Genomic DNA, 26,988 nt, shown 5'->3' on the forward strand with positions numbered 1-26,988 from the left:
GCAGCGGCATCCCCCGGGGCGTCTCCCGGGGAGGCCCTTTCCGACCACCGGGCCGCGCCACCGGGCCGCGCCACCGGGCCGCGCCCGCGTCGGGCGCGAGGCCTCGCCCTGCGGGCGAGCGACGGGACTTCGCGGACGCGGGCCCGAAGCCGCCCCGTAGGGCAACGGCGTTGGCTCAGGGGGCCTCGCGTGAGGTCACCGTGAACTGTGCGCCGTCCGGGTCGCGCAGTACCGCCTCGTGGTCGGTCTGCCGCAGGACGCCTCCGCCGTGGGCCGCCACGACCCGGGCGCACGAGCGGATGTCCGCGACCGCGAAGTGGACCTGCCAGTGCGGGCGGACGGTCGGGTCGGGGGCCGCCTCCAACGCGCCCGACTGGATCCGCGCCACGACGTGCCCGCCGCTGAGCAGGACGACCTCGCCGCCCTCGTACCGGACCTCGCAGCTCTGGGGGTCCGCCGACGCCCAGTCGAGGATCTCGCCGTAGAAGATCGCCGCCTCGAAGGCGTCGCGGGTGTGCAGGCGGACGAAGGCCGGTGCCGAGCGGCGCCAGGTCTCCCAGCCGCCCATGAGGTCGCCCTCCCAGATGCCGAAGGTCGCGCCGTCCCGGTCGGCGAGCAGGGCCGCCCGGCCGGGCGGGAAGGACAGCGGGCCCACCGCGACCGTGGCGCCGCGCTCGCGGACCCGGCCGGCGGCCACGTCCGCGTCGGGCACGGCGAAGTACGGCGTCCAGGCCACCGCGACCTGCCACATCGAGGCCACCGCGGCCAGACCGGCCACCGGAACGTCGTTCGCGGTGGCGATCCGGAAACGGTCGCCGAGCCGGGCCGAGCGCCACTTCCAGCCGAACACGGCCTCGTAGAACGCCTCGGTGGTCTCCACATCGCGGCTCGTGAGACTGACCCAGCACGGGGCCCCGAACACCGAATGAGTGGAGACGGCGTCCGGCTTGCCGGGGATCGGTTTGCTGTCGTGGTCCATGACCCCCAGTGTCCAACCGGAAGGGGTCCCGGTGCCTGTCGAGCACGTGTCTTGACCATCCTTTTGGGTTAGTTACCTCTGCTAAAGAGGTAATCTCACGAGTGTGGAGACGGAGAACTTCCCGGAAGAGCTGGCCGACGCGCTCGTCGGTGTCCAGCGGCTGATCCGCAGGCGACTGCGGAGCGAGATGACCTTGCCGCGGCTGCGCGGCGCCGAGGTCGAGCTGCTGCGCCTGGTCGAGATCAGGCCCGGCATCGGCATCTCGGACGCGGCCAAGGAGCTGTACCTCGCGAGCAACTCGGTGTCGACGCTCGTCAACCAGCTCGTCAAGGACGGCTTCCTGATCCGCGGGACGGACCCCGCCGACCGGCGCGCCGCCCGCCTCCGGCTCACCCAGGCGGCCAAGACCCGCCTCGCCGACTGGCACACCCGGCGCGCGGCACTCGTCCGAGGCGAGGTGGACCGTCTCGACCGGGCGGACCGGGACGCACTGCGCGCGGCGATCCCGGCCCTGCACCGACTGGCCGTCAATCTGCACGAGGAGGCCGAGGACTCATGACACCGGAAACCGCCCCCGGGCGGGCCGCAGCCGTGAGCTGCACCCGGCTCGCCTATTCCTTCGGCGAGACGACCGCCGTGGACGGTCTCGACCTGTCCGTGGGGGAGGGCGAGGTCTTCGGACTGCTCGGCCCCAACGGAGCCGGGAAGACCACGGCCATCCGCTGTATCACCACCCTCCTGTCGGTCCCGGCGGGCATGGTCCATGTCTTCGGCCACGACACGGCCAAGGACCAGATGTCCGTCCGCCGGATGCTCGGCTACGTCCCGCAGCAGCTCTCCGCCGACAGCGGGCTCACCGGACGCGAGAACGTCGCTCTCTTCGCCCGCGTCTTCGACGTCCCGCGCAGAGAGCGCGCCGCCCGCGTAGCCCAGGCGCTGCGGGCGGTCGACCTCACCGACGCCGCCGACCGGCTGGCCAACACCTACTCAGGCGGCATGGTCCGCCGCCTCGAACTCGCGCAGGCCCTGGTCAGCGCACCCCGTCTGCTCATCCTCGACGAGCCCACCATCGGCCTCGACCCGATCGCCCGCACCAGCGTGTGGGAGCACATCAACGCCGTGCGCGAGGCCACCGGCATGACCGTCCTGGTCACCACCCACTACATGGACGAGGCCGACCAGTACTGCGACCGGGTCGGTCTGATGCACCGCGGCCGGATCCGCGCCCTGGGCACCCCGGTCCAGCTCCGCGAGGGCCTCGGCGAACGCCGACGCGCGGACGGCGCCCCCGCCACCGATCCGCTCCCCACCCTTGAGGACGTCTTCCGGGACATCGCCGGCAGCGGTCTCGAAGACCAGTCAGGAGGTTTCCGCGATGTCCGAAGCACCCGCCGCACCGCGAACCGCGTCGGCTGACCGCGCCGCCGAGAACGACCTGAACCTGCTGCTCACCCCGCCCCGGCCCCGGTCCGGCTGGCGGCTGATCCCCGCCCGCGTCATCGCGATGTGCGCGGTGGAACTCCAGAAACTCCGGCACGACCGCACCGAGCTGTACACCCGCGCCGTCCAGCCGGCCCTCTGGCTGCTGATCTTCGGCCAGACCTTCACCCGCATCAAGGCGATCCCCACCGGCGGCATCCCCTACATCGACTACCTCGCGCCGGGCATCATCGCCCAGTCCGCGATGTTCATCGCCATCTTCTACGGCATCCAGATCATCTGGGAGCGCGACGCCGGCATCCTCAACAAGCTCCTCGTCACCCCCACCCCGCGCTCGGCGCTGATCACCGGCAAGGCCTTCGCGGCCGGTGTGAAGTCGCTGATCCAGGCCGTCGTCGTGGTCGTCATCGCCGCGATCCTCGGAGTCGCGCTGACCTGGAACCCGCTGAAGCTGCTCGGCGTCGGGGCGATCGTGATCCTCGGCTCGGCCTTCTTCTCCTGTCTGTCGATGACCATCGCCGGCATCGTGCTCAGCAGGGACCGGCTGATGGGTTTCGGACAGGCGATCACCATGCCGCTGTTCTTCGGCTCCAACGCCCTCTACCCGGTGGCGATCATGCCGGGCTGGCTCCAGACGGTCAGCAAGGTGAACCCGCTGAGCTACGAAGTGGACGCCCTGCGCGGCCTCCTGCTCGGCACCCCCTCCCATCTCGGCACCGACTTCGCCGTCCTGCTGGTGGCCGCCGCACTGGGCATCGCCGCCGCCTCCTCGCTGCTCGGACGGCTCGCCCGCTGATCTTGTCCGGAACGTGATGTGCGGCACGCCCCCGACCACGGTTCGACGGCCGGAAAGCGGATTCTTCCTGCGCACGGCTTGATCAGTGATCAAGCGGACGAAATCGCTGGCCACAGCGCATTCTGCTCATTTGACAGTGCGCTGAGCACACAGATAGGAAGCAGCTCTCTGAGGTCGAGAGGGTGCACTGTGTACGAGCCGAACGTGGTCGGGGACTGGCAGGAGTACGACGAACATGCCGGTCTGCGGGTCCGCGTCCACAGCCTGGCGGCTGCCGAGCCGCCGCGCGGACGCGACGACGCCGCCGAGGGGCTGACGTACTTCACGCTCCGTGTCACCGTCGAGAACCGCGGCGCGCGGCACTACGGCATCCACCTGGAGGACGGTCAGATCGACGTCAGGGTCGGCCCGGACGGCGAGAGCGCCTTCATCGACTGGCGCAGCTCTCAGTTCATCGAGGGCTTCGACGTCCACCCGCTGCGCCGCGCCACCGCCGTCCTCTACGCGGCCGGTGCGGAGGCCTCCCTGACCCAGGTCGACGTACAGGTGCAGCTCCGGGTCGAGGAGGAGTGGACCGACCGGCGCCTGTGGGCGGGCGGCATCGGTCTGTGCGACGCGACGGTCGCCGGCGGTGCGGGGCGGGACGACAGCCTGGCGCACCAGGTCAGCAACTTCCTCCGCGACCAGGCGGAGCCCGGCACCGCCTGAGGGGTCAGTGCGGGATGCCGTCGATGATCTCGCGGGCGCCCTGACGCAGCAGCGCCACGGCCACCGACGTCCCGAGCGTCGCCGGGTCCAGCCGGCCCGCCCACTCGTGCGCGTTCAGCCGGGTCTTGCCGTCCGGGGTGAACACACAGGCGCGCAGCGACAGCTCACCGCTCCGGTCCACCTGGGCGTACCCGGCGATCGGGCTGTTGCAGTGCCCCTGGAGGACATGCAGGAACATACGCTCGGCGGTCGCCTCACGATGGGTCTCGGGGTGGCCGAGCCCGCTGATCGTGTCGATGACGTCGGTGTCGCCCTCACGGCACTGCAGGGCGAGGATGCCCGCGCCGATCGGCGGCATCATCGCCTCGGCGGACAGCACCTCGGTGGCCACGTCCAGCCGGTCGATGCGCTCCAGGCCGGACATCGCGACCAGCAGCGCGTCCGCCTCGCCCGACGCGAGCTTCTCCAGCCGCCGGTTGACGTTGCCGCGGAACGGCACGCACTGCAACTCCGGGTGAGTTGCGGCGAGTTGGGCGACCCGGCGGACCGACGAGGTGCCGACGCGGGTACCGGCCGGCAGCTCGTCGAGGGTCAGCCCGCCCGGGTGGATCAGGGCGTCGCGGATGTCGTCCCGCTTCAGGAACGCGGCGAACGTCGTACCGGCCGGCAGCGGCCGGTCGGCGGGCACGTCCTTCATGCAGTGCACCGCGAGATCCGCCTCACCGGCGAGCAGCGCGGCGTCCACCTCCTTGGTGAACGCCCCCTTGCCCTCGACCGCGGACAGATCGCCCATCCACTTGTCGCCGGTCGTCTTCACCGGCACGACCTCGGTGCGCACCCGCGGATGAAGGACGGCCAACTCGGCGCGGACACGCTCCACTTGGGCCAGCGCCATGGGCGAGTCGCGGGAGACGATACGGATCAGTTCGGGCACGGACATGCGGCCACGATAGACCGTTTCGCACCTCCCCAGCCGCCGCACCCGTCAACTCGAACCCGTCGCACCACCCGAATCAGACAAGGGGCTCGCTGATCTCCACGGCGCGCACCGCGGCGACCAGGGCCGTTTCGTCGCCCACGTCCAGAGCGGTGTCGGTGAACTTGATGACGTGTTCGTCACCATGGGCCACGGCCCGTTCGAGCACCTCCTCCGCCGTGAGGCGTGCCGACGGCGTGTACGTGACCGGCTCGTCGGGGGCGTACATCGCGGTGACCGCCGCGGACGCCGTCCACGCGGCGTGCAGGCTCGGCACCCACAGCTCGCGGGGGAGCGCGTCGAGGGCGCGCAGCACCGCGTTGGGAGCCGTCGCGGCGTGGACCAGCATGGTCGGCTGACCGTGCCCGTGGGTGGCGTAACGATGCGTGGCCGCGCGCACCAGCTCGGTGAGCCGGTCCCGCGCGGCGTCCGGACCGGTCACCTCCCCCGCCCAGACGGGCAGTCGGTGGACGGCGTCCAGCCGGGCCCGGAAACCGACCGGCCCTACGGCGATCGGCGGTACGGCGTCGAGGGCGTCGGCGGCGGTGCGCGCGCCGGGCACCGACGCGATGCCGGACACGGGTTGGTACCGCGCCGCCCAGTAGCCCAGCCCGTGCGCGAGTTCGGTGAGCCGGGGCTCGTTCTCCTCCGCGCCGAGCGCCCGTACGGCATGGCCGACCCGGATGACCGGATGGGTGGCGCCCGCCGCGATCCCGGGCAGCAGACGCGGCCACCACACGGCGAGGACGCTCCGCCAGGGGTGTTCGGCGAGGGCGCGGGAGAAGTAGTCGATCCAGTCGGCGGCCCGGTGCGGATCGCCCAGTGCCGAGGGCCAGTTGTCGTCCGTGACGGGAGCCACCGGATCGGGGAACTCCTCCAGCTTGTCCCGGTAGAGATCCAGCCAGTGGTGAACGGCCCCGGCCCGCCCGCGCGTGGAAAGTGCCTCGGCGACCATCGGTGCGTGATTGCTGAGCCAGCCGTCCCGCTCGGGCCCGGTGGAATGCAGTCGTCCGAAAGCCTCTTCCAGCGTTCCGCTCGTGTCCATGCCCAGCACGCTAGGCGCCCGGCCCGCGAGAGCAGATCGGCCCGGAGACGGAAGAAGCACCCGCCCCCGGCCCTAGGTCGGCGGTCCTACGGCCGTCGCGGATGCCGACGGAGTGGATCTCGCCGGTGGCCGTCCGACCGGGACCCGACCCGTCCGGCCGATCATGCCCCAGCCGCGGGGTGTGGCGCGCCCATCTCCGGCGTTGCCTTCACCCGGCGGCTCCCCACAGCTCGCACGCAGGGCCCTGTCGTGTCACCCGTGGCGGCAGCCGCCGACGTCTCCTCCCGCCTCGCGGCCGCACGCTCCACCCACCCCGCTCACCGGCACTTCCCCGGCTCTGTTCCTCCCCTGCGATCCGCTCGGCCGGACAGGTTCTACTCGGTCAGCACCACCTCGATCGTGCGATGCCCCCGCCCGTCGGCCGCCACGACGGGCTCCCCGGCCCGCCCGTCGACCGTGCTCGACCGCACCCGACTCCCGGAGCCGCTCAGTGTGACGTCGAGCGTCATGTCCCGGTACGGCAGCCCGCGCAGGCGCACCGGGCCCCAGGACGAGGGCAGGCACGGGCGCAGTCGTAGGGAGTCGTCCGTGAACGTCAGGCCGAACAGGCCGTCGTGGACCAGGCGCAGATACGCCGTCGCCGACCAGGTCTGGTCGGGCTGCGACACGAAGTGGTCGGCGTGCCCGCTGCCGCCGCCCTGCCAGCCGCCGTCGACCGCGCCGGTCACCGAGTTGTACACCTCGTAGAAGCCGCCGCTCGTGGTGATCAGGCCGGCGAGGGTGTCGACGGCGAGGGCGAACGGTCCGGTGCGGCCCGCGTCGGCGGCGGCCTGGCCGTACAGTCCGTGGACCATCGGCCAGACCATCACGTTGTGCCGTCCCGGGCGCCGGTCGTCGAAGCGCGGGAAGTGCGGCCAGACGTTGACGATGCCGTACGGCTGCCAGTGCGTGGAGTCGACGACGCGGGCGGCGCGGTCGGCGTCGGCGACGCCGAGGAGGACGGCGAGGGCGAGTCCCGCGCCCTCCTGCGAGGTGTCGAGACGTCCGGCGAGCGGGCCCTCGCCGTGTACGAGATAGCCGTAGGTGCCGGTGTCCGCGCGCCACAGGTGCCGGTCGATCGCCGTGCGCAGACGCTCCGCGTCGGAGCGCAGGGAGGCGGCTTCCACGGGGCGGCCGAGGGCCTCGGACATGGCGGCGAGGGCCGACTGGGCGCCGTAGTAGAGGCAGTTGGTCGACAGGCACATCAGCTTGGCTGCCTGCGGGTGGTCGAGGACGAAGGAGGAGTGGACGGAGGACGAGGCGGGCGGGCTCGGATAGCCGGAGATGCCGTCGTTCATGAAGCCCGGGCCCTCGAAGAGGCCGAAGGACGCGTTGAAGTGCTGGGCGCGGCGGGCCGCGAGGGTGTGGGTGGAGGTGTCGCAGGCCTGCGTGAGGAAGTCGCGGTCGCCGGTCACCAGGTAGTGGTGGTGGGCGGCCAGGACCCACACGATCTGGTCCCACCACTGGTTGTCCTGCTGGACGACGAGGCCGTCCCGCGCGCGGTCGACCACCGACCACAGGGTGTTCCGGGCGACGGCCGGTGCCAGCAGGCTGACCCCGCTCCAGGTGTTGACGGCCGCGTCCCGGGTCCAGCGCTGCGGCGCGGGATAGCCGCCGCCCGCGCGGACGACGGTGCCGGGCGGGTAGGCGAGCAGGCCCGCCCGGTCGTACACCGAGCGGTCCGCGCCGATGGTGTTGGCGCCGGACACGGACCTGAGCGCGGACGCGTACAGCGCGCCGAGCCGGCGTTGGACCGCCGGGTCGTCGAAGGCGAGGGTGGGCATGGTGTATCCGTTCCCGGGAGCCGGCCCCTGCGCACCCGCGGGGAAGGCCGTCGCCCCGGCCACCGCCAGCGCGACCAGGAGAGCCCGCCGGGAGATTCGTCTGGCTGCCACGTTCCGTCCTCTCGGGCTCCCGGGGTCGAGATGACCCCGGGAGCCCTGAGAACGATGGTGCCCTGTGCCGCGTACCGTCAGGCGTTGGGGTCGAACGTGATTCCGGACGGCTCGGCCGATGTGAGGTGGGCCGCGAAGTTGGCGTCCTTGAGTCCGAAGTTGGCGCTGCCGAAGTCGTAGGCGCTCAACTTGTCACGCAGGCCCGCCGGGTAGCCGTTCCAGCCGACCAGCGGCGGGTACTGCCAGGTGTGCTTGTCGTTCTCCGGCGGCTCGTCGGCGGAGTTCGCGAGCCGGAAGTCGTGGGTGCCGATGCCGTCCTTGTGGTAGACGATCTTGGCGTGGGTGCCGTCGAAGCGGACCTCGGAGGCCGCGTGCACGGTGAACGAGCCGTGGTTGGACGTCGACACGTACTGGATCTGGCCGTTCTGGACCCAGACCACGACGTGTTCCCAGTCGTTGCGGTGCCCGCCGATGCTGGAGTTGGCGACGGCCTGGTCCTTCTCGAAGTACAGGCCGTACATGTAGGCGCACCAGCCGTTGTTGCACTTGTAGCGCGAGTAGCTGTTGGTGTTGTCGAGGTCCGAGGCGTCGTGGCAGTCGCCGCTGAGCGAACCCGTCGGGTTGAGGCCGCCGTTGATGGTCCCGTCGGGGCCGATCGCGGGCGTCGGGTAGCAGCCGTCCGTGTCGTAGTCGAAGGCGGGCAGATACGTCTGCTCGGCCGCCTCGGCGTTCGCGGGCAGCGCCGTGGGCGGGGCGGCGAAGGCGGCGGAGGGGAAGGCGACGACCAGGGCGGCGGCACCGCCGAGGGCGGCGAGCCACCTTCCTCGGCGGACTCGGGACTTCTGGGACGACACTGCGTCCTCCTTTGCGGGCGCAGCCCGACGGCTGTGAGGGGTGGAAAGGGCTTTCAGCGTCCCGACTTTTCATGTACGTGCCAAGGGGGCGAGGTGTCGCGGTGGTGACACGCCGCCCAATACTTGATCTACGCAACTTCCTTGGTTCTCCGGTGCGTTCACCGGTTCACAGCTCGGGATCCGGCGGCACGGGCGCCTGCACCAGACCCGTCTGGTAGGCCATCACGACGAGTTGGGCGCGGTCGCGGGCGTCGAGCTTCGTCATCGCGCGGTGCACATGGGTGCGCACCGTCAGCGGGCTGACGTACAGCTTCTCGGCGATCTCGTCGTTCGAGCGGCCCTCGGCGGCCATCGCCATGATCTCGCGCTCCCGTGCGGTGAGGACGTCGAGCTTCTCGGGCGTCGCGAGCCGGGTGCCCGGGACGGGTGTGGCCAGGAAGCGGGTGATCAGGGTGCGGGTGGCGAGCGGGGAGAGCAGGCACTCGCCGGACGCGACCGTGCGGATGCCGGACAGCAGCGCCTCCGCGGTGACGTCCTTGCCGAGGAAACCGCTCGCGCCTGCCCGCAGCGCCTGCGCCACGTACTCGTCGACCTCGAAGGTGGTCAGGATGAGGACGCGTGTGTCGGACAGCGCGGGGTCGGCGCAGATGGCGGTGGTGGCGGCCAGACCGTCGGTGCCGGGCATGCGGATGTCCATCAGGACGAGATCGGGGCGGTGTTCACCGGCCAGCAGGATCGCCTCGGCGCCGTCGGCCGCCTCGGCGACCACCTCCATGTCCTCGCAGGTGTCGATCAGGATCCGGAAGGTGGCCCGCAGCAGGGCCTGGTCGTCGGCGAGCAGTACGCGGATGGTCATGAGGCGCTTTCTTCCGGTCGCGGGGTGCTGGGGTACAGCGGCAGTTCGGTGGTGACCTCGAAGCCGCCCTCGACGCGGTGCCCGGCCCGGAGGGCACCGCCGACCGACCGGGCGCGCTCGCGCATCCCGATCAGCCCGAAGCCATGGCCCGGGACCGGGACGGCGGCCGTCACCGCCTCCGCCCCGTCGTCGGTCACGGTGACGGTCAGCCGGTCATGGGAGTAACGCAGGCGCACGTGCGCCGACTGGGTCGTGGCGTGTTTGCCGACGTTGGTGAGGGCCTCCTGCACGATCCGGTACGCCGTCAGGTCCACCCCCGGTGACAGCGGGCGCCGTTCGCCCTCCGTCGTCACGGTGACGGTGAGTCCGGTGCTCACGAACGAGCCGGTCAGCTCGGCCAGTTGGGCCAGCCCGGGGCTCGGGGCCAGGGGAGTGCCGGGGTCGTCGGGCCGGCGCAGCAGACCGACCGTGCCCTTCATCTCGCGCAGCGCGGAGGACGTCGTACCGGCGAGTTCCGTCAGGATCTTCCGCACCTGGTCGGGGTGCGTGCGCGCCAGGTGCGCGGCGGTGCCGGCCTGCGCGTGGGCCAGGGCCAGATGATGGGCGACCACGTCGTGCAACTCCCGTGCGATGCGCATCCGTTCCTCGGCCACCCGGTGCCGGGCCTCCTCCTCCCGGCCGCGCTCGGCGTACTCGGCCCGCGCCCGCACCGCCTCCAGATAGGCCTCCCGCAGCCGGAGCGCGTTCCCGGCGACGACCGGCAGCAGCAGCCAGGCGACCGGGCCGACGGTCCTGAACGGCCAGGGGTGATGCGCCGGGTCCACCGCCGTGGCCGCGCCCACCACCAGCACGACCGAGGCGAAGAAGTAGCGCCGGGCCGTCCGACGGCGGGTCAGCACGGCGAGCCGGTACAGGGCCAGCATCAGCGGCCCCAGCGTCAGCGGGGTGAGCAGACAGCCCAGCGCGCCGGCCCCGGCGGCCACCACCGCCGTGACCAGGACGACCGTACGGGGGCGGCTCCGCTGCCAGAGCAGGGCCGCGCAGGAGACCGCGGCGAGCGCGATGGTGGGGCCCACGTCGGGCCGGGGACCGTGCGGCACGTTCAGCTCGCTGCCGAAGAGGAACATGGCGAACAGCAGCACCGCCGACATGGTGTCGACGGTGCGGATGTGCTCGTCCGCGTAGTGCTGCCAGCTGTCGTGCATCGGTGTCTCCGGTCGGGCTGCCGGGGCCGTGTTCCGCCGTGCCCGGCCCAGCGGTCGCGATCGCCCGCGCCGCGCGGAGCCCCCTCGTCGAGCCCAGCCTCCCTGGCGGACCCCCGTCCCGTCGTCGTGCGGCTGCCGACAATGGCGGCTACTGAGAACGCAGTACGCGCCGTCGGCCGTGTCATCCCTGGGCACGACCGGCGGCGCGCGTCACGTCACACGTTCTGCAGATACGCCAGCACGGCCAGCACCCGGCGGTGCCCGCTGTCGCTCGGCGGCAGGCTCAGCTTCAGGAACACATTGCCGATGTGCTTGCTGACCGCGCGTTCGGTGACGACCAGGGTCTTGGCGATCGTCGTGTTGTCGTGGCCTTCCGCCATCAGCTTCAGCACCTCGCGCTCGCGCGGGGTCAGCGAGTCCAGCGGTGAGTTGCGGCGCCGGGTGAGCAGCTCGGTCACCACCTCGGGGTCGAGCGCCGTACCGCCGGCCGCCACCCGGTCCAACGCGTCGAGGAACTCGTCGACCCGGCCGATCCGGTCCTTGAGGAGATAGCCGACCCCGCTCGCGCCGACGCCCAGCAACTCGGCGGCGTACGACTCCTCGACGTACTGCGACAGCACCAGCACCGGCAGTCCCGGGATCTTCTCCCGTGCCTCCAGCGCGGCCCGCAGGCCCTCGTCGCGGAAGCCGGGAGGCATCCGCACATCGAGCACGGCCACGTCCGGCCGGTGTTGGAGCAGCGCGGGCAGCACCTCGGGCCCGCTGCCCGCGACGGCCACCACCTCGTGCCCGGCCGACGTCAGCAGGAGGACCAGACCCTCCCTGAGCAGGGCGTTGTCCTCGGCGATCACGATTCTCACGACAGTTCCGCCTCAACTACGCTCACCAGACGCACGGCAGCTCCACTTCGATCACGGTAGGTCCCCCCACGGGGCTGGTCACAGTCACACCGCCGTCGAGCGCGGCGACCCGGCGCCGCATGCCCAGCAGCCCCGATCCGCCCGCCTCGTCGGCGCCACCCCGGCCCTCGTCGCGCACCCGGACGCGCAGTCCGGTGCGGACACGGGCGAGGTGGACCTCGGCGCGGTCGGCGCCGCTGTACTTGGCCGCGTTGGTCAGCGACTCGGCGATCACGAAGTACGCCGCCGCCTCCACCGCCGCGGGCGCCCGCGGCCCGTCGTGTCCGTCGGTCAGTCCGTCCACGGTCACGGTCACACCGAGCGCGCTGCTGGCGGCCAGCGCGCGCACCGCGCCGACCAGACCGCGGTCGGTGAGGATCGGCGGATGGATGGCGCGTACGACGTGCCGCAGATCCGTCAGCGCCTCCTCGGCCAGCGTCTGCGCCTCGTCGAGCATCCGGCGGGCAGCCGCCGGATCGCGGTCGTAGGCCCGCTTCGCCAGACCGATACGCATCGACAGCGACACCAGCCGGGCCTGTGTGCCGTCGTGCAGGTCCCGTTCGATCCGGCGCAGTTCGGCCCCGTGCGCGGCGATCGCGCCCGCCCGGGTCTGCACCAACTCCTCGACCCGTACGGCCAGTTGGGCCTTCGGTGAGGGTTTCAGCAGAACCGTGGACCAGTGGGCGTCGAGGTCCGCGAGCCGGCTGATCAACGGCAGGACGAGGGCCTGGCGGCGCAGCAGCCCGCACCACACCCCGTCGACGACCAGCCCCAGCGGCCACAGCGGCAGCATCAGCACGGGCAGGGCGCCGTAGGCGTAGTAGGCGATCATCCAGCGGAAGTCGGTCAGTGTGCTCGGGTCGAGAACCGCCGTGCGCACCCGCTCCCGGACGGTGCCGGTGAGCGGCTGGTACGCCTCGGGGATCTTCCGGCCCGTCCACGCGCCCGCCGTCCGCCGCTTGGCCCCGGCGATCCGCCGGATCAGCAGCACGGTCTCGGGCAGCATGAACGCGCCGACCACCGTGACCGTGAGGATCGCGGTGATCAGGAGCACGGTGATGAAGATGTACGACCCGAAGGCCATCGCGGCGGAGACGACCAGGTGGAATGTGGCCCGGGCCGCCTGCCGCAGGGTGGCGCGCATGGAGATCAGGTTAGGCGCATCGGCCCGGGCACGGGGGAGCGAGCCACCCGGTGCGGGTGCAGCCCGCTCCACCGCAGTCTCGGGAGATCGCTCCCTCGTGCCGTCGGGCGGACGACGCAATCGTTGAGGCAACACGTCAGCGAAGGTCCAAATCTGCTCGTTCCGGAGGAAACCATTCATGAAGCCGCTGCTCGCGTCGAGACCCGTGCTGTGGTTCCTGTTCCTGTTCAACCTGGTCGTCGCCGTCGCCGCGCCCTTCGTGGCCCACGGGTCGCAGGCCGTCCTGACCGGCGTCGGCATGGGGGTGGTCTCGCTGGGGGCGGGCGTCAGCCTGTTCCGGACCCGCCGGAAGCCGGCCTGACCGGGCGCGGCCGTACGGGCACACCAGGGCGCGCGCCCCGACGGACGCACCGCGGCTCGTCGCCCGGAGGCGGCGGCCCGCGGCGCCGGTCAGACGGCGCACCAGCCGTTGTCGACGGGCAGCACCACGCCGTTGATGTTCCGGGCGGCGTCGGAGGCCAGGAAGACGAGCGCGGCGGCCTGCTCCTCGGGGAAGGCGATCCGGTCGGAGAGGCCGAGTCCGGGGCCGATCACCCCCGGGCCGTGGGCTCGGGCGTCGACGTCGAAGGTGATGCCGGTGGCGGTGGCCCCGGGCGCGATGGCGTTGGCGCGGATTCCCCGGCTCCGGTACATCACGGCGAGGGACTTCACCAGGCCCACGATGCCGTGCTTGGCGGCGGTGCAGGCGGCGCCCGCCGCGCTGCCGCGCAGTCCCGCCTCGGCGGCGGTGAAGACGATCGCGCCGCGCCCGGCGGCGAGCATGTGCGGCAGCGCGGCCCGGGTCAGCAGGAACGGCGCCGTGAGATTGACGCGGATGACCCGCTCCCACTCGGCGTCCTCGGTGTCGGCGAGGGCCGACATCCGGTCCATGATCCCGGCGTTGTTCACCAGCACGTCGAGCGCGCCGAACGCGTCGAGGGCGGTGGCGACGACCTCGTCCACCACCGCCTGTTCGCTCAACTCGCCGATGACACCGACGGCGGAGCCGCCGTCGTTCTCGATCTGCTTGACGGTCTGCACGGCGCCCGCCCGGTCCAGGTCCGCGACCACGACGCCAGCTCCCGCGAGGGCGAACTGCAGGGCCGCGGCACGCCCGATCCCGGACGCCGCTCCGGTGACGACGACGCTGCGCCCCTCAAGTCCGGTGCTGCGCATGGCGTACTCCTTCGTTCTTCGCGCTCTCGCGGGTCTCGTCCCGAGACGCGGAGGGCGGTGCGGACCGTGCCACGCTCAGGGGATGTCCACGGACCCGGCGCCGATCTGGGGGAGTGGCCGGCGACCGGGTCCGGGACAGCGCCGACCCCCGTCCCCACGGGTTCGGCGCGGGGGCCGCCTTCCGCTCAAGGCGGCCCCGGCTCTGGTGAGCGAGGGCTTAGTTGCGTTCCTGCTGTCCGGCAGTCCGCCTTGACGGCGGGCTTGCTTGAGTTAGGCAAGCATATGTGACTTACTTGAGTCAAGCAAGCGAATAGATATTGCTTGAGTCAGGCAAGCAGAACGGTAGGCTGAGCGCATGTCCACGTACGGCAGCATCAGTGAGACACGATCACTCGCCCGCGGTGGCGGGCAGCACCTGCTCGTCGCCGTGGGCGAGCCGGACAACGCCGAAGTTCTCTCCACGACACTGGAGTTGGCGGGCTACCGCATCAGGACGGCCGCCACCGGCACCGAAGTGGTGGCGCGACTCGCGGAGCAGCGGTTCGAACTGGTCGTCATCGACGCGGAGTTGCCCCAGATGGACGCCCTCGCGCAGGGCCGCCGACTCGTCACGCACCGCCCGCCCGTGCTGCTGCTGACCGCCTGGGACGCCCTCGACAAACTGCTGCCCGAGCTGGGCGCGGGGGAGCGGGACTACGTCACCAAGCCCTTCCGGATCGCCGAAGTCCTCGCCCGGATCCAGGTGTTACTCCGTGGCAGGGGCGGCGGACGGGACGGCGCGCTGCACTACGCCGACCTGGTCCTGGACGACACCACCTGCCAGGCGCGGCGCGGGCGGCGCACCCTCGATCTCACGCCGGCGGAGTACCGGCTGCTGCGCCACCTCCTCGTCAACGCGCACAAGGTGCTGTCCAAGGAGCAGATCAGCCGCTACGTCTGGGGCGACTTCCGTGGCGACAACGCCATGGAGCAACTCGTCTCCCGCCTCCGGCGCAAGGTGGACCAGGAGGGTGCGGCGCTGATCCATACGCGCCGGGGCTTCGGCTACTGGCTCGGGCGGGCCGCCGGTGGCGGGTGAGTGTCCCGCCGGTGAAGTTGCAAGGGATTCGCGGAGCAAATATGGACGCCTCGTGAAGCGAGTGCGGGGCGGGGTCGCGGAGACGCGGCCCCGCCTCTTTCGCGCTGCGGTCGCGAGTCGTCGTAGTGACGTCGGGGTCGCTCAACTCGCAGGTAAATCACCTGAGTTCACCCTCCCTGACATCTCTGTCCGGTCCATGGCAACAGCGCCTAAGCGTGATCTGGATCACGTCAGGTTGATGTCAGGAAACTGACCGGAAGGTGTCAGGCCGCTCTGTTTGCATGTGCTCATCGAGGCCTCGTTCCCAGTACCCCGGCGCCCCGCCCCACGCGGAGCCCCCCACACCGAGGAGAGACATGGCCGACACCCTGACCGGTACCGCGCCCGACACGGCCGCGGCGGTCCCCGAGTATCCGATGCAGCGCGACGCGCGCTGCCCCCTCGCCCCGCCGCCGGCCGTGCACGGGGTGCGCGAGGGGAAACCGATCAGCAAGGTCCGTATCTGGGACGGCAGCACGCCCTGGCTGATCACCCGTCACGCCGACCAGCGCGCCCTGCTCACCGACCCCCGCGTCAGCGACGACGACCTGGAACCCGGCTTCCCCCACGTCAACGCGCACCGCGCCGAGATCTCCCCGCACATCCCGCGGCTGATCACCAACACCGACGCCCCCGAGCACACCCGGCTGCGCCGGACGGTCAACGCGCCGTTCCTCGTCAAGCGGATCGAGACCATGCGGGCCCCCGTCCAGAAGATCGTCGACGAGCTGATCGACGACATGCTGGCCGGCCCCAACCCCGCCGACCTGCTCACCGCGCTCGCCCTGCCCGTGCCCTCGCTGGTCATCGCCGAACTGCTCGGAGTGCCGTACGAGGACCACGACTTCTTCCAGCGCAACAGCAGCCTCGCCCTCGACACCGCCGCGTCACCCGAGGAGGCCCGCGAGGCGAGCACCGCGCTCAGCGGCTATCTGGACCGGCTCATCGGGGAGAAGCTGGAGAACCCGGGCGAGGGCGTGGTGTCCGAGATGGCGGGGCGGGTGAAGACCGGTGAGATGACCCGCCTGGAGGCCGTCCACATGGGCGTCGCCATGCTCATCGCCGGGCACGAGACCACCGCCACGATGATCAGCCTCGGCACCCTCGCCCTGCTCCAGGCCCCCGATCAACTCGCCCTGGTGCGCGACACGGACGACCCGAAGGTGATCGCCGGCGCGGTGGACGAACTGCTGCGCTTCCTGACCATCGTGCAGATCGGGCTCCGCCGGGTCGCCAAGGCCGACATCGAGATCGGCGGCGTCACGATCCGGGCCGGCGAGGGCCTGATCTTCGACCTGCCCGCCGCGAACTGGGACCCCGAGGTGTTCCCCGCGGCCGACCGCCTGGACATCACCCGCTCCGCCCGCCAGCACCAGGCATTCGGCTACGGCCCCCACCAGTGCCTCGGCCAGAACCTCGCCCGCCTCGAACTCCAGGTCGTCTACGGCACCCTCTACCGCCGCATCCCCACCCTGCGCCTGGCCGCCCCGATCGAGCACCTGGCCTTCGACCGCACAGGGACGACCTACGGCGTGGCCTGCCTGCCCGTCACCTGGTGACACCTCCTCATCGACGAACGTCAACGAACTCCGACCGAGAGCAAAGGACACAGCCATGAAGGTCGAACTCGACGAACCGAAATGCGTCGCCTCCGGGCAGTGCGTGGTCGCCGCCCCCGACGTCTTCGACCAGCGTGACGAGGACGGTGTGGCGATCCTCCTGGAGGAGCACCCCGGCGCCGAACTCGTCGACGACGTACGGGAAGCCGTGGCGGTCTGCCCGGCCGCGGCAATCCGACTGGTGGAGCGGTGAACCGGATCGTCGTCGTCGGCGCCTCGGCCGCCGGACTCGCGGCGGCCGAGACGCTCCGCCGCGAGGGCTACACCGGCAGGCTCACCCTCGTGGGCGACGAACCGCGTCCGCCCTACGACCGGCCGCCGCTGTCCAAGCAGGTCCTCGCCGCCGAGTGGGAGCCGGACCGGGTCGCCCTGCGCGGCCCGGCCGAGCTGGCCGGGCACGACCTCGACCTCCGTCTCGGCGTCGCCGCGACCGCACTCGACCTCGCCGCGCAGGAGGTGTCGCTCTCGGACGGCGCGCAGGTGCCGTACGACGGGCTCGTCATCGCCACCGGGGTGCGCCCCCGGCGGCTGCCCGGCGAGGGCGCGCACGTCCTGCGCACCCTCGACGACGCCCTCATGCTGCGCGAACGGCTCGCGCCGGGGCGGCGGTTGGTCGTGGTCGGCGCCGGGTTCCTCGGCGCCGAGGCCGCCGCCGTGGCCTGGCGTCTGGGTGCCCGGGTGACCCTGCTGGAACCGGCCCGCGTGCCCCTGGCACACGCGGTCGGCGAACAGGTCGGAAAGGTGCTGGCCCAGGCTCACGTGGACCACGGCGTCAACCTCCGCACCGACGTCTCCGTCACCGAGGTGACCGACGAGGGCGTACGGCTCGGGGACGGCGAGGAGATCGAGGCCGACGAGGTGCTCGTCGCGATCGGCTCCCTGCCGAACACCGAGTGGCTCGCGGACAGCGGGCTGCCGGTGGGCGACGGCGTGGTGTGCGACGAGTACTGCGAGGCCGCGCGGAACGTGTACGCGGCCGGTGACGTCGCCCGCTGGTACAACCCGCTCTTCGGCACCTCGATGCGCATCGAGCACCGCACCAACGCGGCCGAGCAGGGCATGGCCGCCGCCCGCAACCTCCTCGCCGCCACCGGTGCGCGCAAGCCGTTCTCACCCGTGCCGTACTTCTGGTCCGACCAGTACGACATGAAGATCCAGGCACACGGCTATCTGCGCGGCCACGACGAAGTCACCGTCGTGGAGGGCGACTTGGCCGAGCGCCGATTCGTAGCCGCCTACCGCACCGGAGACCGCCTCACCGGCGCCCTCGCCGTCGGCATGCCCCCCAAGGCGATCCGCACCTGGCGCCAGGCCATCGCCACCGGAGCGACCTGGCGGGACACCGTGTCCACGTCCCCGAAGGAGGCCGCTCATGGCGCAGCCCCTGCCTGACGCACCCCGTGACGTCGTCGTGGTCACCGGCGCGGGTGGCATGGGAACGGCGATCGCCCGTCGCCTCGGCGGTGGGCGCACGTTGTTCCTCGCCGATGCATCGCGCGGCCAACTCGACCGCACCGTGGCCGCGTTGCGCGCCGAGGGCCATGCGGTGCACGGTGTCCTCACCGACATCTCCGACCGTACGGCGGTGGAGAAGCTCGCCCGGACCGCGGCCGGCGAGGGCAGGGTCGTCGCCGTGGTGCACACGGCCGGGGTCTCCGCCTCGATCGCGTCGGCGCGGACGATCCTGGAGGTCGACCTGCTCGGCACCGTCCATGTGATCGACGCCTTCGAGGCGGTGGCCGGTCGCGGCACCTCGCTGGTCGCCGTGTCCAGCATGGCCGGCCACTACGCCTCCCTGAGCCCCGAGGACGAGGCCGCCCTGGCGACGGCCCCGGCCGAGGAACTGCTCACCCTGGCCGCCGTCACCGCCGTGGGCGACGACCCGCTGCGCGCCTACATGGTCGCCAAGCGCGCCAACCACGTGCGCGTGGAGGCCGCCGCACTCGCCTGGAACCTGCGCGGCGCCCGAATCAACACCGTCAGCCCCGGCGTCATCTCCACCGCGATGTCCAAGGCGGAGGCCGAGTCCCCGCACGGCGGGCACATGCTCAAGATGCTGGACGATTGCGGAGCGGGCCGCACCGGAACACCCGGCGAGATCGCCGACGCGGTGGCCTTCCTCACCGGCCCCGAGGCGCAGTTCATCACCGGCACGGATCTGCTCGTCGACGGTGGACAGGCGGCGTGGGTCCGCCGGCACATGCGGCATTGACGGGGCGGCGGTCCGGACCGTCCACCGCCCGGTGCGCGAGGGCGAGCCCATCGCCGTACGGCTCGCGCGGTGGAAGGACGGTCCGCACCCGCCGCTCACCCCGATGGCCCACGGCGGTGGCCTCCGCCAGGGGCCCATTCGACGCTGAGGCCATGAGCCCTGGTCATGCCCGCTCGTCGAAACGGACGAGGATCGTCCTCCTGGTGGCCGTCGTCGCGGCGGCCCTGGTCGGCGGTCTCGCGCTGCTGCCCGACACGTTCTCGGCGGACGCCGACGCCGGCGCGAGCGTCACGAAGGTGTCCGTCGGCGGTTCCGTCGGGAAGAACCTGCCGGTCACCAAACCGAAGATCTCCTGCGCCGGCCTGCTCCAGAAGGACTTCGGCACCCTCGACGACGCGGCCACGTCGATCACCTCGGCGACCGTGGTGGCCAAGGGCGACGCGAACGCGTACGAGTACTGCGACGTCAAGGGCACCATCGCCCCGCAGATCCAGTTCGAACTGCGGCTCCCGACACAGACGTACCGGCAGCGCTACCTCCAGGAGGGCTGCGGCGGCTACTGCGGCATGGTCGGTGTCAGCCAACCGGCGGCCTCGACCGGCTGCGCCCCCGTCACCGACGGCTCCTTCGCCCTCGGCCAGGACAACCAGGGACACGTCTCCACCTCGGGCATGAGCGGCGGGGGAGCGGAGGTCTGGGCGACGAACCCCCAGCTCAAGGTCGACTTCGGCTACCGCTCCGAGCACGCCTTCGCCACCGCAGCCAAGGCGATCACCAAGGCGTTCTACGGCGCCGAGCCGACGTACTCGTACTACGACGGCTGCTCGGACGGCGGGCGCGAGACGCTGATGGAGGTGCAGCGCTACCCCCGCGACTTCAGCGCCGCCCTGGTCGGCGCCCCGGCCTTCAACCAGACCGCGCTCAACGCGATGCAGGAGGCGTACCTCTCCACCATCGACTTCCGCGCGGACGGCTCGACGATCCTGCCCGCCTCGAAGCTCGCCATGCTGCACAAGGCCGTCCTCGCCAAGTGCGCCGACCCCAGGCTCAACAACGACCTCATCCAGGACCCGGCGACCTGCGCCTTCGACCCGGCCGGCCTCAAGTGCGCCGACAACAAGGACAGTTCGAGCTGTCTCACCGCCGAGCAGGTCGACGTCGTACGGAAGGCGTACGCGGGTGTGACCGCCCCGGACGGCACCCATCTCTACACCGGCGGCCAGCCCTACGGCTCCGAGACCGCCTGGGAGGGACTGTTCGTCCCCAAGGCCGGGCAGGGACAGAGTTCGGTCCAGTTGTACGGGATCGGCCTCGGGTTCCTGCGCTGGGTCGGCACGTGGGAGGCCGACCCGACGCTGAAGCTCGACCCGTCGCTGTTCACCGTGGACACCTTCAAGGCCTACCAGCGGGAGGTCTCCGGGATCTACGACGCCACCGACCCCGATCTCACCGAGTTCCACGAGGCCGGCGGCAGGCTCATCCAGTGGCACGGACTGACCGACCCCAACATCCCGCCCACCGGCACCCGGGCCTACCGCCAGGCCATGATCGACACGATGGGGCAGGACGAGGTCGACGACTTCTACCGCCTGTACCTCTTCCCGGGCGTGAACCACTGCGGGGGCGGTGACGGCCCCGACAGCTTCGATCTGCTCACCGAACTGATCGACTGGCGGGAGACCGGGAGGACGCCGGGTGCCGTGATCGCGTCCAAGACCAGCGGCGGGAGCCGGCCCGGGGGACCGGCCGGGGGGCAGCTCGGCGGCGACGCCCGGAGCGGCAAGGCCTCCGCGAGCAGCAGCGCGCCCACCGTCGAGTACACACGGCCCGTCTACCCCTACCCGCAACTGGTCGCCTACGACGGCTCGGGCGACAAGCACGACGCGGCCAACTACCGCGCCTACACGCCCGACCGACTGCCCGACGACCACTACAAGTGGGCCGGAACCTTCACCTCCGGCTACCAGGAGTGGTGCGAGACGAAGGACGGCAGGTCGATGAGGTGCAGTCGGCACAGGCCGTAGCGGAAGCCGTAGAAGAAGCCGTAGGAGAACGTGGTTCATCGTCCGTCCATGGCCGGTCCATGGGCGGGCGGCGGCATGTCTGAGGTAAGTATGGGCGGAGGCCCTGCCTGCAATACGGCGGACAAAATTGTTGACAATCTTGTTTGGCTAGATTTAGGTTCGACAGGCACTCACTCAGGGAGGGCAACGATGCCGAAAGAAGCCCGTCCGAGCACCGGGGAGCAGGCCAAGCAACATGCGCTCACGCAGTTGCGGCAGGCGATCCTGCACGGCGAGATGGCACCGGCGCAGCGGTTGGTGGAGAACGAACTCGCCGAGCAGCTCGATGTGACGCGGGCCAGCATCCGCGCGGCGCTGATCGATCTGGCGGCCGAAGGACTGGTCGAACGGATCCGCAACCGCGGCTCGCGGGTGCGGGTGGTGACCGTGGAGGAAGCGGTCGCCATCACGGAGTGCCGCATGGTCCTGGAGGGACTGTGCGCGGCCAAGGCGGCCGTCGCGGCCAGCGACGACCAACTGGCCGAACTGGCGGACCTCGGCAGGGCCATGACCAAGGCCGTGGCCGACGGCGAGCCGGTGACGTACTCCGAGCTGAACCACGAACTGCACGACAAGGTCCGGGAGTTCTCCGGCCAGCAGACCGCCGTGGCCCTGCTGGAGCGGCTCAACGCCCAACTGGTCCGGCACCGCTTCCAGTTGGCGCTGCGGCCGGGGCGTCCACAGCAGTCCCTGAACGAGCATCTGGCAATGATCGAGACGATCACGGCCAGGGACCCGCAGGCGGCCGAGACGGCCGTCCGCGCCCATCTCGCCAGTGTGATCGAGGCGTTGCGCATCTGAGGCGCGGCGCATCGGCGCACCCGGGGCGGGCGCACACCTGTCCACCAAGGAGATTCGAGCAATGACGCACGGCACCGCGCCCGCCACCCCACGATCGACACTCGTCGTCACGGCGCACGCCGGGGACTTCGTGTGGCGGGCGGGCGGCGCCATCGCGCTCGCCGCCGCCCGCGGCGAGCAGGTCACCATCGCCTGTCTGACCTTCGGCGAGCGCGGCGAGTCCGCCAAGGCCTGGCGCGAGGGGAAGCAACTCGACGAGATCAAGGCGATCCGGCGGGACGAGGCCGAGCGCGCGGCGGCCACCCTCGGCGCCGAGGTCCGCTTCTTCGACGCCGGCGACTACCCCCTGGTCGCCACCGCCGAGCTGACCGACCGACTCGTCGAGGTCTACCGCGCCACCCAGCCGGACGTCGTGCTCACCCACCCCACCGAGGACCCGTACAACGGCGACCACCCGGCCGCCAACCGCATGGCGCTGGAGGCCCGTGTCCTGGCACAGGCCATCGGCTACCCCGGTGAGGGCGAGATCATCGGCGCCCCGCCGGTCTTCTACTTCGAGCCGCACCAGCCCGAGATGAGCGGCTTCAAGCCCGAGGTCCTGCTCGACATCACCGAGGTGTGGGAGACCAAGCGCAAGGCGATGGAGTGCCTCGGCGCCCAGCAGCACCTGTGGGACTACTACACCGACCTGGCCGTCCGCCGAGGCGTCCAGCTCAAGCGCAACGCCGGCCCGAATCTCGGCCTGGCCCACACGACGATGGCCGAGGCGTACATGCGCCCGTACCCGCAGATCGCGAAGGAGCTGGCATAACCATGGGCGGTGTGATCGTCACCAACCCCCCGAAGGCCGACGCCGCGGACGTCGAGGCGCTGGCCGCCTTCGGCGTGGCCACCGTCAGCGAGGCCATGGGCCGCACCGGTCTGCTCGGTCCGGCAATCCGCCCTGTCCAGCAGGGAGTCCGGGTCGCGGGCACCGCGGTCACCGTGCTCAGCTGGCCCGGCGACAACCTCATGATCCATGCGGCCGTGGAGCAGTGCGGCGAGGGTGACATCCTCGTCGTCACCACCACCTCCCCGTGCACGGACGGCCTGTTCGGCGAACTCTTCGCCACCGCGCTCCAGCAGCGCGGGGTGCGCGGCGTCGTCCTGAACACCGGCATCCGCGACACCCAGGAACTGCGCGACATGGGCTTCGCCGCCTGGTCCCGAGCCGTCTCCTCGCAGGGCACCGTCAAGGCCACCGGCGGCTCGGTCAACGTGCCCGTCGCCATCGACGGCCAGGTCGTCCGCCCCGGTGACGTGATCGTCGCCGACGACGACGGCGTGGTGGTCGTACCGCGCGAGAAGGCCCGCGAGACCGCCCAGAGGTCCGAGGCCCGCGAGGCCAAGGAGGCCGCCACCCGCGCCGCCTTCATCGACGGCCAACTCGGCCTGGACCGCTACGGGTTGCGCGACACCCTCAAGCAGCTCGGCGTCGAGTACCGGACGTACGAGGAGTACACCGGAGACGGGTCGTGACCGGGCCCGCGGAAGTGCGCTGCATGCTGATGCGCGGCGGCACCTCCAAGGGCGCCTACTTCCTGGCCGAGGACCTCCCCGCCGACCCCGCCGAGCGCGACGACCTGCTGCTGCGTGTCATGGGCAGCCCCGACCCGCGCCAGATCGACGGCCTGGGCGGCGCCCACCCGCTCACCAGCAAGGTCGGCGTGGTCTCCGTCTCGGACGACCCCGAGGCCGACGTCGACTACCTGTTCCTCCAGGTCGCCGTCGACCGCCCCGAGGTCACCGACCGGCAGAACTGCGGCAACATCCTCGCCGGAATAGGCCCGTTCGCCGTCGAGCGGGGGATCGTGGCCCCCGGTGACGGCGAGACCTCCGTCCGTATCCGCATGCTCAACACCGGGGAACTCGCCATCGCGCGCTTCCCCACCCCGGGCGGGCGGGTCGACTACACCGGCTCCGCGGAGATCTCCGGCGTGCCCGGCACCGCGGCGCCGGTGGTGATCGAGTTCCCGCAGGGCAGCAGCCCGTTGCTGCCGACCGGCCGCATCCGGGACGTGATCGCCGGCACCGAGGTGACCTGCGTCGACAACGGCATGCCGGTGGTCCTCGTCCCGGCCGCCGCGCTGGGCGTCACCGGTTACGAGAGCCCCAAGGACCTGGAAGAGAACCTCGCTCTCGCCGACCGGCTCCGGGAGATCCGCCTGGAGGCAGGCAAGCTGATGGGTCTCGGGGACGTCGAGTCCACCACCGTGCCCAAGCTCACCCTGCTGGCACCGCCCACGGACGGCGGCGCCGTGATGACCCGAACCTTCATCCCCGTGCGCTGCCACACCTCGATCGGGGTCCTGGGCGCCGCGAGCGTGGCGGCGGGACTGCTCCTGCCCGGCGGGGTGGGGGAGGACATCGCGGAGCTTCCGTCCGGAAGTGACCGAATTCGCATCGAGCATCCCAGCGGATTCCTAGACATCGAAACTAGCGTGGCCCCCGCATCCGGCGAGGCCGCTCCCGTGGTCCGCAGAACCGCCGTGGTGCGCACCGCCCGCAAGATCTTCGACGGCACCGTGTTCCCCCGGTCCGCCGGCACCGCCCCCACACCCGCACGACCCCTAGGAGGCAACGATGGCTCCGCCGCTCGGTGACATCGCCCATATCGGCCACGCCCAGCTCTTCACCCCGGACCTGGACGCCAGTGTCGCCTTCTTCACCGACTACCTCGGGCTGACCGTCAACGGGCAGGACGGCGACACCGTCTATCTGCGCACCTACGACGACTACGAGCACCACAGCCTGGTCCTCACCGCCCGCGAACAGCCCGGCCTCGGCCGGCTCGCCCTGCGCACCTCCAGCGAGGAGGCCCTCCAGCGCCGTATCAAGGCGGTCGAGGAGGCGGGCGGCACCGGCAGGTGGGTCGAGGACGAACCCGGCATCGGCAAGCTCTACGTCACCACCGACCCGGACGGCCACGAGCACGCCCTCTACTGGGAGAGCGAGCACTACCGGGCCCCCGACGAGCTGAAACCGGCGCTCAAGAACCAGCCGCAGGCCAAGCCCAACCGGGGCGTCGGCGTACGGCGCCTGGACCACATCAACTTCCTCGCGGCCGACGTGCTCGCCAGCGCGGAGTTCCAGGAACAGGTACTCGGCGCCCGGCCGACCGAGCAGATCCGGCTCGACTCGGGCCGCATCGCGGCGCGTTGGCTGACGTACACGAACAAGTCGTACGACGTCGTCTACACCGAGGACTGGACCGGCTCGACCGGGCGGCTGCACCACATCGCCTTCGCGACCGACACCCGCGAGGACATCCTGCGCGCGGCCGATCTCGCCATCGACACCGGTGTGTTCATCGAGACGGGCCCGCACAAGCACGCCATCCAGCAGACGTTCTTCCTCTACGTCTACGAGCCCGGCGGCAACCGCATCGAGCTGTGCAACCCGCTCACCCGACTCGTCCTGGCGCCCGACTGGCCGCTGATCACCTGGACCGAGGAGGAGCGGAAGAAGGGGCAGGCCTGGGGACTGAAGACCATCGCGTCCTTCCACACCCACGGCACCCCGCCCGTCGCCTGAAACACGCTGCTCAGGGGGTGTACGGCACAGATACATGTGCCGTACACCCCCTGTGTATCTGGATTGTTGCTGAGATTGTTAACAAAACCGTTGACACTCTGGAAACGGACTCCTAGCGTCTAGCGCACCACACCGGGTCAGCCGCCAGAGCCGCGTCGACCCGATCACTGATCCCCTCCAGGAATCCCCTCCTGGACGAGAGGAAACAAAGATGTCCTCCTCCCCGACCCTGTCCGCCCGCGGCAGCAGACTGGCCCTGCTGGTCATCGGTCTGTGCTGGCTGGCCGTGCTCTTCGACGGCCTCGACATGTTCATCTACGGCTCGGTGCTGCCGCACCTGTTGGAGACGAAGACCTTCGGTCTCACCGCGGACCAGGCCGGAGACCTCGGCAGCTACGCCACCTTCGGCATGCTCGTGGGCGCCCTCACCGCGGGCACGGTCGCGGACCGGATCGGCCGCAAGCACCTGATGATCGCCTGCGTGACGCTCTTCTCGCTCGCCTCCGGCATCTGCGCGGTCTCCGGCAGCGTCGAGGTCTTCGGCCTCGGCCGCACCCTCGCCGGCGTCGGCCTCGGCGGTCTGCTGCCCACCGCGATCAGCATGGTCTCCGACTACGCCCCGCGCGGCCGTACCGCCATCACCATCGGCATGCTGATGACCGCCCACCACGCCGGCGGCATCCTCTCCGCCTACGTCGCCAAGTGGCTGGTGGACCCGGTCGGCTGGCGCGCCGCGTTCTGGGTCTGCGTCGTCCCGCTGCTCTTCGTCCCGGTGCTCCTGAAGTTCCTGCCCGAGTCGCTGAGCTTCCTGGTCGCCAAGGGCCGCACCGACGAGGCCCACGCCCTCGCCGAGCGCTACGAGGTCGAACTCCCCGCCGCCACCGGCAAGAAGACGGCGGCCGACCGCTGGGACGCCCTGCTCAACCTCTTCCGCGGCGGCGAGTGGCTCCAGACCCTGCTGTACTGGCTGGCCTCCTTCGGCGGACTGCTCCTCGTCTACGGCGTCGCCACCTGGCTGCCCACCCTGATGCGCGCCGAGGGCTACGCGCTGGCCGACGCCCTGACCTTCGTGGTCGTCTTCAACCTCGGCGGCATCGTGGGCATGCTCGCGGCCGGCCGCGCCGCCGACCGCTTCGGGGCCCCGCGCATCTCGGCGATCTGGTTCGCGCTGACCGCCGTCGGCGTCTTCCTGCTCGGCGTCCACATGGACCAGACCGTGACGATGCTCGTCGTCTTCCTCACCGGCGTCTTCCTCAACAGCGCCCAGACGATGATCTACGCGACGGTCTCCATCCGCTCCACCCCGGACAACCGCGCCACCTCGGTCGGCTGGACCTCCGGCATGGGCCGCTTCGGCGCCGTCTTCGGCCCCTGGCTCGGCGGCCAACTGCTCGCCTCGGGCAACGGCGACTGGGGCTTCACGTCCTTCGCCATCGCCGGTCTGTCGTCGATGGTCTTCATCGGCATCGCGGCCCTGCGCACCTCGAAGCAGTCGACCCAGGCTGACACCCCGCAGGAGCTGGTCGGCAGCCACTGACGGCCAGGGCACACA

At 71.3% G+C, this 26,988-nt stretch carries 27 protein-coding genes; 17 read left to right on the forward strand and 10 right to left on the reverse strand.

Translation table 11 applies throughout. The annotated features are described in order from the left end of the window. Positions 1-175 precede the first annotated feature (175 nt). Positions 176-979, reverse strand: a complete 804-nt coding sequence (locus tag AB0M63_RS27640) for a VOC family protein (RefSeq protein WP_366021326.1) — start codon at positions 977-979, stop codon at positions 176-178. 103 nt (positions 980-1,082) lie between these two features. Here AB0M63_RS27640 and AB0M63_RS27645 point away from each other — a divergent pair, with 103 nt between their 5' ends. The 4 genes from AB0M63_RS27645 (at position 1,083) to AB0M63_RS27660 (ending at position 3,923) form a co-directional block, all read left to right on the forward strand. Further along, on the forward strand, positions 1,083-1,538 hold the full coding sequence (locus AB0M63_RS27645; protein WP_366021327.1) for a MarR family transcriptional regulator: 456 nt from the start codon (positions 1,083-1,085) through the stop codon (positions 1,536-1,538). Next, positions 1,535-2,395, forward strand: a complete 861-nt coding sequence (locus tag AB0M63_RS27650; RefSeq protein WP_366021328.1) for an ATP-binding cassette domain-containing protein — start codon at positions 1,535-1,537, stop codon at positions 2,393-2,395. Before AB0M63_RS27645 ends, AB0M63_RS27650 begins: the two co-directional genes overlap by 4 nt. Beyond that, positions 2,355-3,215: an ABC transporter permease gene (locus tag AB0M63_RS27655; protein WP_366021329.1), complete on the forward strand. Its 861-nt coding sequence runs from the start codon at positions 2,355-2,357 to the stop codon at positions 3,213-3,215. Before AB0M63_RS27650 ends, AB0M63_RS27655 begins: the two co-directional genes overlap by 41 nt. Positions 3,216-3,404: 189 nt before the next feature. Next, the gene (locus AB0M63_RS27660; RefSeq protein ID WP_355916314.1) at positions 3,405-3,923 is read left to right on the forward strand and encodes a hypothetical protein; all 519 of its coding nucleotides are present in this window, start codon (positions 3,405-3,407) and stop codon (positions 3,921-3,923) included. Between the two features lie 4 nt (positions 3,924-3,927). Here the strand turns inward: AB0M63_RS27660 and hemC are convergent, their stop codons facing one another. The 8 genes from hemC to AB0M63_RS27700 form a co-directional block, all read right to left on the reverse strand. Beyond that, positions 3,928-4,863, reverse strand: a complete 936-nt coding sequence (gene hemC, locus AB0M63_RS27665; RefSeq protein ID WP_366021330.1) for a hydroxymethylbilane synthase — start codon at positions 4,861-4,863, stop codon at positions 3,928-3,930. Positions 4,864-4,936: 73 nt separating this feature from the next. Beyond that, on the reverse strand, positions 4,937-5,944 hold the full coding sequence (locus AB0M63_RS27670; RefSeq protein ID WP_366021331.1) for a questin oxidase family protein: 1,008 nt from the start codon (positions 5,942-5,944) through the stop codon (positions 4,937-4,939). A gap of 374 nt (positions 5,945-6,318) precedes the next feature. Further along, a complete protein-coding gene (locus tag AB0M63_RS27675; protein WP_366021332.1) occupies positions 6,319-7,878 on the reverse strand; it encodes a glycosyl hydrolase family 65 protein in 1,560 nt (519 codons plus the stop codon). A 77-nt stretch (positions 7,879-7,955) separates the two neighbouring features. Beyond that, on the reverse strand, positions 7,956-8,732 hold the full coding sequence (locus AB0M63_RS27680) for an NPP1 family protein (protein ID WP_355916302.1): 777 nt from the start codon (positions 8,730-8,732) through the stop codon (positions 7,956-7,958). 166 nt (positions 8,733-8,898) lie between these two features. Beyond that, a complete protein-coding gene (locus AB0M63_RS27685) occupies positions 8,899-9,588 on the reverse strand; it encodes a response regulator transcription factor (RefSeq protein ID WP_366021333.1) in 690 nt (229 codons plus the stop codon). After that, positions 9,585-10,793 carry a sensor histidine kinase gene (locus AB0M63_RS27690; protein ID WP_366021334.1) on the reverse strand — a complete coding sequence of 403 codons (1,209 nt, stop codon included), beginning with the start codon at positions 10,791-10,793 and terminating at the stop codon, positions 9,585-9,587. The genes AB0M63_RS27685 and AB0M63_RS27690 overlap by 4 nt, the downstream gene beginning before the upstream one ends. Before the next feature lie 215 nt (positions 10,794-11,008). Further along, positions 11,009-11,653, reverse strand: a complete 645-nt coding sequence (locus AB0M63_RS27695; RefSeq protein WP_355916293.1) for a response regulator transcription factor — start codon at positions 11,651-11,653, stop codon at positions 11,009-11,011. A 22-nt stretch (positions 11,654-11,675) separates the two neighbouring features. Further along, positions 11,676-12,836, reverse strand: coding sequence for a sensor histidine kinase (locus tag AB0M63_RS27700; RefSeq protein WP_366021335.1), 1,161 nt, complete (start codon positions 12,834-12,836; stop codon positions 11,676-11,678). A 178-nt stretch (positions 12,837-13,014) separates the two neighbouring features. On the opposite strand from AB0M63_RS27700, the gene AB0M63_RS27705 reads away from it, so the two are divergent. After that, positions 13,015-13,197 (forward strand): hypothetical protein, encoded by a 183-nt coding sequence (locus tag AB0M63_RS27705; RefSeq protein WP_366021336.1) that lies wholly within the window; start codon positions 13,015-13,017, stop codon positions 13,195-13,197. 89 nt (positions 13,198-13,286) lie between these two features. Here the strand turns inward: AB0M63_RS27705 and AB0M63_RS27710 are convergent, their stop codons facing one another. After that, a complete protein-coding gene (locus AB0M63_RS27710; protein ID WP_366021337.1) occupies positions 13,287-14,051 on the reverse strand; it encodes an SDR family NAD(P)-dependent oxidoreductase in 765 nt (254 codons plus the stop codon). A 355-nt stretch (positions 14,052-14,406) separates the two neighbouring features. Here AB0M63_RS27710 and AB0M63_RS27715 point away from each other — a divergent pair, with 355 nt between their 5' ends. The 12 genes from AB0M63_RS27715 (at position 14,407) to AB0M63_RS27770 (ending at position 26,973) form a co-directional block, all read left to right on the forward strand. Further along, positions 14,407-15,129 (forward strand): response regulator transcription factor, encoded by a 723-nt coding sequence (locus AB0M63_RS27715; protein ID WP_355916281.1) that lies wholly within the window; start codon positions 14,407-14,409, stop codon positions 15,127-15,129. A gap of 356 nt (positions 15,130-15,485) precedes the next feature. After that, on the forward strand, positions 15,486-16,727 hold the full coding sequence (locus AB0M63_RS27720) for a cytochrome P450 (protein ID WP_366021338.1): 1,242 nt from the start codon (positions 15,486-15,488) through the stop codon (positions 16,725-16,727). Between the two features lie 55 nt (positions 16,728-16,782). Further along, on the forward strand, positions 16,783-16,980 hold the full coding sequence (locus AB0M63_RS27725; RefSeq protein ID WP_019069916.1) for a ferredoxin: 198 nt from the start codon (positions 16,783-16,785) through the stop codon (positions 16,978-16,980). Beyond that, positions 16,977-18,179, forward strand: a complete 1,203-nt coding sequence (locus AB0M63_RS27730) for an FAD-dependent oxidoreductase (protein WP_366021339.1) — start codon at positions 16,977-16,979, stop codon at positions 18,177-18,179. The genes AB0M63_RS27725 and AB0M63_RS27730 overlap by 4 nt, the downstream gene beginning before the upstream one ends. Continuing rightward, positions 18,160-18,999, forward strand: a complete 840-nt coding sequence (locus tag AB0M63_RS27735) for an SDR family oxidoreductase (RefSeq protein WP_355916268.1) — start codon at positions 18,160-18,162, stop codon at positions 18,997-18,999. The genes AB0M63_RS27730 and AB0M63_RS27735 overlap by 20 nt, the downstream gene beginning before the upstream one ends. Positions 19,000-19,151: 152 nt before the next feature. Continuing rightward, positions 19,152-21,023, forward strand: coding sequence for a tannase/feruloyl esterase family alpha/beta hydrolase (locus AB0M63_RS27740; protein ID WP_366021340.1), 1,872 nt, complete (start codon positions 19,152-19,154; stop codon positions 21,021-21,023). A 189-nt stretch (positions 21,024-21,212) separates the two neighbouring features. Then, on the forward strand, positions 21,213-21,863 hold the full coding sequence (locus AB0M63_RS27745; RefSeq protein WP_355916262.1) for a GntR family transcriptional regulator: 651 nt from the start codon (positions 21,213-21,215) through the stop codon (positions 21,861-21,863). 61 nt (positions 21,864-21,924) lie between these two features. Continuing rightward, complete coding sequence (locus tag AB0M63_RS27750; RefSeq protein ID WP_366021341.1) at positions 21,925-22,674, forward strand: PIG-L deacetylase family protein; 750 nt, start codon at positions 21,925-21,927, stop codon at positions 22,672-22,674. Between the two features lie 2 nt (positions 22,675-22,676). After that, entirely contained in the window at positions 22,677-23,381 is a 705-nt protein-coding gene (locus AB0M63_RS27755; protein ID WP_366021342.1) for a 4-carboxy-4-hydroxy-2-oxoadipate aldolase/oxaloacetate decarboxylase, read from the forward strand. After that, the gene (locus AB0M63_RS27760) at positions 23,378-24,505 is read left to right on the forward strand and encodes a 4-oxalomesaconate tautomerase (protein ID WP_366021343.1); all 1,128 of its coding nucleotides are present in this window, start codon (positions 23,378-23,380) and stop codon (positions 24,503-24,505) included. Before AB0M63_RS27755 ends, AB0M63_RS27760 begins: the two co-directional genes overlap by 4 nt. Further along, on the forward strand, positions 24,486-25,436 hold the full coding sequence (locus AB0M63_RS27765) for a catechol 2,3-dioxygenase (RefSeq protein ID WP_355916250.1): 951 nt from the start codon (positions 24,486-24,488) through the stop codon (positions 25,434-25,436). Before AB0M63_RS27760 ends, AB0M63_RS27765 begins: the two co-directional genes overlap by 20 nt. 211 nt (positions 25,437-25,647) lie before the next feature. Further along, positions 25,648-26,973 carry an aromatic acid/H+ symport family MFS transporter gene (locus tag AB0M63_RS27770; protein WP_366021344.1) on the forward strand — a complete coding sequence of 442 codons (1,326 nt, stop codon included), beginning with the start codon at positions 25,648-25,650 and terminating at the stop codon, positions 26,971-26,973. Positions 26,974-26,988: the final 15 nt, after the last annotated feature.

It is taken from the genome of Streptomyces sp. NPDC051576, from assembly GCF_040681835.1.
Classification (GTDB): domain Bacteria; phylum Actinomycetota; class Actinomycetes; order Streptomycetales; family Streptomycetaceae; genus Streptomyces.

Bases quoted from the DNA above. Each gene is read 5' to 3' on its own strand.
- AB0M63_RS27640 (WP_366021326.1), bottom strand. From the start codon at position 979: ATGGACCACGACAGCAAACCGATCCCCGGCAAGCCGGACGCCGTCTCC.
- AB0M63_RS27650 (WP_366021328.1), top strand. From the start codon at position 1,535: ATGACACCGGAAACCGCCCCCGGGCGGGCCGCAGCCGTGAGCTGCACC.
- AB0M63_RS27655 (WP_366021329.1), top strand. From the start codon at position 2,355: ATGTCCGAAGCACCCGCCGCACCGCGAACCGCGTCGGCTGACCGCGCC.
- hemC (WP_366021330.1), bottom strand. From the start codon at position 4,863: ATGTCCGTGCCCGAACTGATCCGTATCGTCTCCCGCGACTCGCCCATG.
- AB0M63_RS27670 (WP_366021331.1), bottom strand. From the start codon at position 5,944: ATGGACACGAGCGGAACGCTGGAAGAGGCTTTCGGACGACTGCATTCC.
- AB0M63_RS27685 (WP_366021333.1), bottom strand. From the start codon at position 9,588: ATGACCATCCGCGTACTGCTCGCCGACGACCAGGCCCTGCTGCGGGCC.
- AB0M63_RS27690 (WP_366021334.1), bottom strand. From the start codon at position 10,793: ATGCACGACAGCTGGCAGCACTACGCGGACGAGCACATCCGCACCGTC.
- AB0M63_RS27700 (WP_366021335.1), bottom strand. From the start codon at position 12,836: ATGCGCGCCACCCTGCGGCAGGCGGCCCGGGCCACATTCCACCTGGTC.
- AB0M63_RS27705 (WP_366021336.1), top strand. From the start codon at position 13,015: ATGAAGCCGCTGCTCGCGTCGAGACCCGTGCTGTGGTTCCTGTTCCTG.
- AB0M63_RS27710 (WP_366021337.1), bottom strand. From the start codon at position 14,051: ATGCGCAGCACCGGACTTGAGGGGCGCAGCGTCGTCGTCACCGGAGCG.
- AB0M63_RS27715 (WP_355916281.1), top strand. From the start codon at position 14,407: ATGTCCACGTACGGCAGCATCAGTGAGACACGATCACTCGCCCGCGGT.
- AB0M63_RS27720 (WP_366021338.1), top strand. From the start codon at position 15,486: ATGGCCGACACCCTGACCGGTACCGCGCCCGACACGGCCGCGGCGGTC.
- AB0M63_RS27725 (WP_019069916.1), top strand. From the start codon at position 16,783: ATGAAGGTCGAACTCGACGAACCGAAATGCGTCGCCTCCGGGCAGTGC.
- AB0M63_RS27735 (WP_355916268.1), top strand. From the start codon at position 18,160: ATGGCGCAGCCCCTGCCTGACGCACCCCGTGACGTCGTCGTGGTCACC.
- AB0M63_RS27740 (WP_366021340.1), top strand. From the start codon at position 19,152: ATGAGCCCTGGTCATGCCCGCTCGTCGAAACGGACGAGGATCGTCCTC.
- AB0M63_RS27745 (WP_355916262.1), top strand. From the start codon at position 21,213: ATGCCGAAAGAAGCCCGTCCGAGCACCGGGGAGCAGGCCAAGCAACAT.
- AB0M63_RS27750 (WP_366021341.1), top strand. From the start codon at position 21,925: ATGACGCACGGCACCGCGCCCGCCACCCCACGATCGACACTCGTCGTC.
- AB0M63_RS27755 (WP_366021342.1), top strand. From the start codon at position 22,677: ATGGGCGGTGTGATCGTCACCAACCCCCCGAAGGCCGACGCCGCGGAC.
- AB0M63_RS27765 (WP_355916250.1), top strand. From the start codon at position 24,486: ATGGCTCCGCCGCTCGGTGACATCGCCCATATCGGCCACGCCCAGCTC.
- AB0M63_RS27770 (WP_366021344.1), top strand. From the start codon at position 25,648: ATGTCCTCCTCCCCGACCCTGTCCGCCCGCGGCAGCAGACTGGCCCTG.